We start from the raw sequence: 7,814 nt of genomic DNA on the forward strand, positions 1-7,814 counted from the left end.
CTCGTTCAAAGCTTCTGTAGAGAAGTCAAAATGTCGCGCCAAATAAAGGCTATGATCTTTGACGAATACCATAATCCCTGCGCCTCGCCGGAGATACAACATAGCGACTGGCCTTTCTGGGTCTGACACTTGCGTAACCGCCACATTTCTCAAACACAGCTCAGCAATATCAATGCTCTCTAGCGCCATCCCTGAATCATTCACCAAGCTGACTAGTCCTTGGATAATTGTGCGACGACAAATAACTACGTTAACTTGAGCTGTCCGTCCTCGCAGAGCATCAACAGGGAACTCATACACATCGGTTATCGCATCATCGAGATCGAAATCGAGCATATCTTTAACGCGCCAACGGGCGGCATCAGGCACCTCACTGTCTTCAACCTGAGGCTTGTCGATAGAATAAGTTTTATATTGATCGAACGGTAGAACCACGCGGCAGGCCATTTTCTCCAAGCCCTGCTCGTCGACAATGCTCCTCAGTTTTGCAACACGTTCTGCCGCATTGCACGCCTCAAACGCGTACATTAAATCGCCACTACCTCTGGAAATAGCGATGCCAAGGCCGTCTGGCCGAACTTCAAGACCGACAACACCTGGCGGACCTTTTGACTTCAAAAATGGAAACAATTTACTCTACCGTCACCTAAAACACATAGTTCATATTACACTTTAGGATAGGGTAGTAAGTTATTGTGTGCAAAAAGATAATTGCAATTATCTATATTAATAATTAGCAATCATTTAGACAGGACATCAAAGCTTAGGTATCGAATCGAGCGACTCACACCAAAAAGGCCCAAAGAACGATTTCTCCAGACCTTCCATTGTTCGGTTTCAATTAAGATCGCAGAAGTGCAGTTTGTTTAACCACCCTAGAAACTGCTAGTAAATCCGAGAGCAAATCCACCAAGATCCACATTCCCGTTATCAACAAGCTGCGCGTATTCAATATTAACAGTCAGATTACTGACATTCATATCAACACCGACGCCATACGAAATATCGGTCTCTGCATCATCTGTATCTGGGTTAGATAAACCAACTTCTGCTCGAGTAAAGCCTGCAAGCACATAAGGATAAATATTGTCGAACAATGCGCCAATGCGGGTATAGGCACCTAATTGATAATTCAAATCAACGTCGCGCGCTCCAATCTCATCACCTAGTATGCCCGCCCCTAGACGCACCTCAACGGCGGCATTATCGTTAATATAACCTCCCATTCGTCCATCAACTGTGGTCATAGAGGCAGATTGAGATGAGTCTGAAAACGCTTGCTCATAAAAACCAAAGTTAAGGCCAACATAGCGCTTCCCGTGCGTGCTATCGGCAGCGACTAAGGGCGACACAACAATAGAAAATAACAATAAAAGAATGGGCTTAGCGGTTATTCCACCAATACTTCTCAAAGACATAACTTTCTCCTCAACGCTGATTCAATTAATACTACATCATGTTCAACGCTCAAACATAGACATTGGCCAACCACTCGCGACAGACAGCATGCTGGCTAACTCATAATCAGACCCTCAAATGTAAAAAGGCCCCTAAAAAGGAGCCTTAAAAACAATCAGAGAGTTAAATCATCAGCTAGAACGGAATATCGTCATCAAAATTATCCATCGCCGGCGCGGGGGCCGGTGCAGGCGCTGATTGCGGTGGAGCTTGGTTGTATCCACCTTGCTGAGGAGCGTAGTTTTGCCCCGCCTGAGATTGCGGAGCTTGATTAGGCTGCGGAGCATAGCTTTGCTGCTTCGGCGCGCCACCTTGCTGCGGAGCTTGATTGTAGCCACCCGATTGGGCGCCATGATCCATGCCTGCGCCCTTCGAATCGAGCATTTGCAATTCGTTGGCAACAATTTCTGTTGTGTAGCGATCCTGACCTTGCTGGTCCTGCCACTTGCGCGTTTGAAGACGACCTTCGATGTAAACTTTAGAGCCTTTTCGCAAGTAGTCTTTCGCTATCTCTGCTAAGCGATTAAACAGAACAACGCGGTGCCACTCTGTTTTAGGAACCATCTGACCTGTTTGCTTATCTTTGTAGCTCTCGTCTGTCGCTAGGTTAAGGTTGGTGACCGTCGAGCCCTGAGCCGTAAAACGCGCATCCGGATCCTGACCCAGGTTACCGATCAAAATTACTTTGTTGATGCCTCTGGCCATCGTTTTCCCCTTTCTAAATTAACGCATTCCTTCGCGTATAGGATTAAAATTCAATTCATTAAATAGTGGCANGCATTGTCTCACGAGTACTGTTTTTTTTCTATTCAATCAGCAGAGATTTCACTACTAAACAAGGAAGAAATAAGCGCTAAGAGTATTGCTGCTTCAAGCGCTCTAGAGCGTTGTCGTCCAACTTCGTTGACAGTACTTTTAAGTAGGCAACGCCATCTGAAACGACAACGGCATCTTCTACCCCTTCAAGTCTGACAAGCTCATCGCTCAGCGAACTGACTTCAGATGAATCTAGATTCTCTCGAAAAAAAACAGTCATGGTTTTTTGGTGTTTCGGGTTTTCCATCGTTAGCGCGACCAACAACCAAAGTGAGACCAAGCAAACAGAAAACATATATACGGCCGTCTCTGTGTATAAATCAAGCAGCATACCGCCTACTACACCACCTAGAAATGCACCGACAAATTGACCCGTTGAGTATACGCCCATGGCCGTCCCCTTATTGCCGGCCGGACTAATTTTGCTGACCAGAGAGGGCAAACTGGCCTCAAGTAGGTTGAACCCCATAAAAAAGATAAACAGAGCAACTACAAACCACCCCAACTGCGAATGCGCCAACGGCATCGCTGCAGCCGACGACAAAACCAAGAGAATGGCGAGACAAAAGATCATCTTCATTTTATGGTGTTTCTCACCGACGATAATCAATGGCACCATACAGAAGAAAGAGCCTACTAGAACCAGTAAATATAGCCACCAATGATCTTGCGATGGCAAGCCGGCCGAATTGACCAAAGAAACCGGAATCGCAATGAACATCGCAGTGAGAACAAAGTGCAAAACAAAAATTCCGAAATCCAATCGCAAAAGCTCAGAGTCTCTTAGTACATCTCGGATCTGATCCTTAAAAACACGATTATCCCGATGCTTCGTCTTCACCGTAGGATTCGGTATCGCAACGAACGACCAAAGCAAAGCACTCAGCGCTAACGCCGCCGTAAGCCAAAAAATGGCCCTCAGCCCCCCCAAGTCAGCGACTAGCGGACCAAGAATTAACGCCAACGTAAAGCTAACGCCTATCGACATCCCCACCAAAGCCATTGCCTTGGTGCGACTTTCTACACTGGTCAAATCACTTAGTAGTGCCATAATCACGGCCGCGATCGCACCTGCCCCTTGGATAAAGCGACCCGCAATGACCCCATAAATCGTATCACTTGACGCCGACACGACACTTCCAATGAAGAAAATAACCAAGCCGATGTAGAGCATGACTTTTCGGCCATAGCGGTCGGATAAGGCGCCAAACGGTATCTGCAGTAAAGCTTGGCTTAGACCATAGGCACCAATGGCCAAACCGATCAGCGCCGGCGTGGAGCCTTCGAACTCACTGCCATAAAGCACGAAAACTGGAAGGACCATAAAAAGGCCCAACATTCTTGTGGCATAGAGCATTGCCAAAGACAGTACTGATTTACGTTCACTAGCGATCATAGAATAGAACTGGAGTTAAACAGACAAAACGGCGCGTATTCTAGCACTAAAGCGATATTAGGATGACATGCAGAAAAACTATTTTATTACTGAACCGAAGACGGCTTTCAAGGCTATAATGGTTGGTTTCGGCGCTACAAAGTAGAAGTATGGAAAACATCACCGTAAGGGGTGCTCGCACCCACAATCTCAAAAACATTGACCTAGAAATCCCAAGAGACAAACTAATTGTCATTACAGGGCTCTCTGGCTCAGGAAAGTCATCCCTTGCGTTTGATACATTATATGCCGAAGGCCAACGGCGCTATGTCGAATCGCTGTCGACTTATGCACGGCAATTTTTATCGATGATGGATAAGCCCGAGGTGGACCATATCGAAGGCCTTTCACCCGCAATTTCAATTGAGCAAAAATCGACATCCCATAATCCACGTTCGACAGTGGGGACGATTACAGAGATATACGACTACCTTCGCCTTTTATATGCCCGCGCCGGCGAGCCAAGATGCCCCACACACAACCTACCCTTGGATGCCCAAACGGTCAGCCAAATGGTCGACAAAGTTTGTGAGCAACCAGAGGGCTCAAAGCTAATGATGCTTGCCCCAGTTATCCAAAACCGAAAAGGCGAGCACTTACATACATTTCAAGAGTTACAGACGCAAGGTTTCATCCGCGCTCGAATCAACGGAATTGTAGTCGACCTGGACGACACACCGAAGCTAGACAAGAATAAGAAGCACACCATCGAGGTTGTCGTTGACCGATTTAAGGTTCGGCGCGACATCAAGCAGCGAATTGCTGAGTCTTTTGAGACTTGCTTAGAGCTTACCGATGGCATCGCAGTCGTTGCCTATATGGACGAAGACTCCAACAAAGAAGAAATGGTTTTCTCATCCCGGTTCGCTTGTCCGGTCTGCGGCTATTCAATAAGCGAGCTTGAGCCACGGATGTTCTCATTTAATAACCCCTCCGGAGCTTGCCAGACGTGTGACGGTCTGGGCGTCAAACAGTTCTTTGATCCGGATCGTGTCGTTCGCGCCCCCGAACTAACCATTGCTGAAGGCGCGATTAAGGGATGGGACCGCCGAACTATCTATTACTTTCAGTTACTTAGCAGCGTTTTGCAGCACTATTCGGTTGATATAGACACGCCATTCGGTGAAATTCCCGAAAACATTCAGCAGATCATCTTACACGGCAGCGGCAAGGAAGAGATCGCTTTTAACTATGTAAATTCCCGCGGCGACACCATGCAACGAGAGCATGCATTTGAGGGTGTCATTCCGAATATGGACCGGCGGTACCGAGAAACAGAATCGCAAATGGTTAGAGAAGAACTATCTAATTATCTAGCGACACAGGCCTGTCCTTCCTGCCATGGCTCAAGACTCAAAGAGAGCTCTCGAAACGTGTTCATTGATGAGAAAACGCTCCCTCAAGTGATTACACGGCCAATTGGTGATGCTCTAAATTACTACGAAAGCCTAAAGCTCTCTGGGAAGCGCGGCGAGATCGCAGACAAAATTTTAAAAGAGATTCGCTTGCGTCTAGAGTTCTTGGTAAATGTAGGCTTGGACTATCTAACCTTAGACCGTAGCGCAGACACGCTCTCTGGCGGAGAGGCTCAGCGAATAAGGCTTGCGAGTCAGATCGGCGCGGGTCTAGTGGGGGTAATGTATATTCTGGACGAACCATCAATAGGCCTGCATCAGCGAGATAATGAGCGCCTATTGAAGACATTGACGCATTTAAAGGACCTCGGCAATACGGTCATCGTTGTGGAACATGACGAGGATGCGATCCGACTTGCTGACCATGTGATCGACATCGGCCCAGGCGCCGGTGTTCACGGTGGCGAAGTGGTATCTGAGGGGACACCAGAACACGTTATGGCCGATGAGGCCTCTCTTACCGGCGCCTACCTATCGGGCCGCAAAAAGATTGAAGTACCGAGCAAGCGAATCATCCCCCAGCCTGAAAAACAGTTAAAGCTACTTGGCGCGAACGGCAATAACCTCAACGATGTAAACCTGAGCATACCTAGTGGCTTGTTCACATGCATTACCGGAGTATCCGGCTCAGGAAAATCCACATTAATCAATTCTACCCTTTATCCACTCGCCGCGACTGAACTCAACAAAGCTACGACACTAGAAGCATGCAATTATAGCGAGGTTCAGGGACTCGACCTGTTCGACAAGGTAATAGATATTGATCAAAGCCCTATTGGCCGAACGCCACGCTCAAATCCAGCTACATACACAGGGCTATTTACACCGATAAGAGAGTTGTTCTCAGGCACTCAGGAGGCGCGCGCACGAGGGTACAAGCCTGGTCGATTCAGCTTCAACGTCAAGGGCGGTCGATGTGAAGCCTGCCAAGGGGACGGTGTGATTAAGGTGGAAATGCATTTTTTGCCCGATATTTATGTTCCCTGCGATGTCTGCAAGGGTAAGCGTTACAACCGGGAAACATTAGACATCAAGTACAAGGGTCTTAATATTAATGAGGTACTCAACCTTACCATTGAAGACGCCCGAACTTTTTTTGATGCAGTCCCGTTCATCGCTCGCAAGCTACAAACATTGATTGACGTCGGCTTGTCATATATTCGACTCGGGCAGAGCGCCGTAACACTATCGGGTGGAGAGGCTCAGCGAGTCAAACTAGCAAAGGAGCTTTCAAAAAGAGATACCGGCCGGACGTTGTACATACTTGACGAACCGACTACCGGTCTACATTTTTACGACATTCAGCAGTTACTTACAGTCCTCCATCGACTGCGAGACCACGGGAATACGATTGTCGTCATCGAACATAACCTTGATGTTATCAAGACGGCTGACTGGGTCATTGATTTGGGTCCCGAGGGCGGAACAAGAGGGGGAAACATAATCGCCGAGGGATCTCCTGAAGACGTAGCAAAAGTCTCAGGATCATTTACCGGCCAATTTCTAGCACCTTTACTTTAATCATTGATTTCCGAGCTCAACGAGCCGGTATCAAACAGTAACTTGTGTGCTATAAAGCAAAATAAAAAAACCGGCCTAGGCCGGTTTTTTTATGAAGCAAGCTTACTCTTCGTCTTCGTCAATCTCATCGACGATAGGACGATCTACCAACTCTACATACGCCATAGGCGCAGCATCGCCGGCGCGATATCCGCATTTTAAGATACGAATATAACCGCCAGGACGATCTTGGTAACGTGGACCAAGCTCTTCGAATAGCTTAGCTACTACCGCATCGTTGCGTACTCGAGAGAACGCAAGACGTCGATTTGCAACTGAATCGTTCTTAGCAAGAGTAATCAAAGGCTCTGCTACACGACGAAGCTCTTTTGCTTTTGGCAAAGTCGTTTTAATCAACTCATGCTCGACCAGAGATGCAGCCATGTTTTTAAACATCGCCTTTCGGTGCGAGCTATTGCGGTTGAGTTTACGACCACTTTTACGATGACGCATTTTTTAATTCCTTACCTGTCTAAGTCGAGGCTAGCCTAATGAGCTAGCACTCGATCATCGCCCTTCAAGCTAGCCGGTGGCCAGTTTTCAAGACGCATACCTAAAGAAAGACCACGAGACGCTAGAACATCCTTAATTTCAGTAAGAGACTTCTTACCCAAATTAGGTGTTTTAAGCAGTTCCACTTCGGTGCGCTGAATCAAATCACCAATGTAGTAGATGTTCTCTGCTTTCAAACAGTTCGCAGAACGAACCGTAAGTTCAAGGTCATCCACAGGACGTAGAAGAATCGGATCTACTTCTTCCTCTTCTTCCTCTTGTACAGGTTCTTTCTCGTTATCAAAATCAACAAACACCGCTAATTGTTGCTGAAGAATGGTCGCTGCACGACGGATCGATTCTTCAGGATCAATAGTTCCGTTTGTCTCTAAATCAATAACCAACTTATCTAAGTCGGTGCGCTGCTCAACACGAGCGTTTTCTACAGAATACGCTACGCGTGCTACAGGGCTATATGACGCATCTAGCTGAAGTCGGCCAATCGCGCGAGTCTCATCCTCACCCAACGCACGTTGATCAGCGGGCTCATAGCCACGACCACGCGCAATCTTGAGCTTCATGTTCACTTCGCCGTTATCGCTTAAATGACAAATAACGTGGTCCGGATTGAGAACCTC

General features: G+C 47.3%; 7 protein-coding genes. 1 reads left to right on the forward strand and 6 read right to left on the reverse strand.

What is annotated here, in order from left to right:
* From A3751_RS11810 to A3751_RS11825, 4 genes are all read right to left on the reverse strand, one after another.
* On the reverse strand, positions 1-618 hold a 618-nt coding region (locus tag A3751_RS11810; protein ID WP_197466300.1), incomplete at its 3' end, for a hypothetical protein.
* Between the two features lie 257 nt (positions 619-875).
* Positions 876-1,418, reverse strand: coding sequence for a porin family protein (locus tag A3751_RS11815; RefSeq protein WP_068456180.1), 543 nt, complete (start codon positions 1,416-1,418; stop codon positions 876-878).
* A gap of 175 nt (positions 1,419-1,593) precedes the next feature.
* Positions 1,594-2,163 (reverse strand): single-stranded DNA-binding protein, encoded by a 570-nt coding sequence (gene ssb / locus A3751_RS11820; protein WP_068456183.1) that lies wholly within the window; start codon positions 2,161-2,163, stop codon positions 1,594-1,596.
* A 148-nt stretch (positions 2,164-2,311) separates the two neighbouring features.
* Positions 2,312-3,670, reverse strand: a complete 1,359-nt coding sequence (locus tag A3751_RS11825) for an MFS transporter (protein WP_068456186.1) — start codon at positions 3,668-3,670, stop codon at positions 2,312-2,314.
* Between the two features lie 149 nt (positions 3,671-3,819).
* Here A3751_RS11825 and uvrA point away from each other — a divergent pair, with 149 nt between their 5' ends.
* Entirely contained in the window at positions 3,820-6,645 is a 2,826-nt protein-coding gene (gene uvrA / locus A3751_RS11830) for an excinuclease ABC subunit UvrA (protein WP_068456189.1), read from the forward strand.
* A 102-nt stretch (positions 6,646-6,747) separates the two neighbouring features.
* Here uvrA and rplQ read toward each other — a convergent pair whose 3' ends face one another.
* Both rplQ and A3751_RS11840 read right to left on the reverse strand, forming a co-directional pair.
* Positions 6,748-7,137 carry a 50S ribosomal protein L17 gene (rplQ, locus tag A3751_RS11835; RefSeq protein ID WP_068456192.1) on the reverse strand — a complete coding sequence of 130 codons (390 nt, stop codon included), beginning with the start codon at positions 7,135-7,137 and terminating at the stop codon, positions 6,748-6,750.
* A gap of 35 nt (positions 7,138-7,172) precedes the next feature.
* On the reverse strand, positions 7,173-7,814 hold a 642-nt coding region (locus A3751_RS11840; RefSeq protein ID WP_082863213.1), incomplete at its 5' end, for a DNA-directed RNA polymerase subunit alpha.

This window comes from Oleiphilus sp. HI0080 (genome assembly GCF_001635135.1).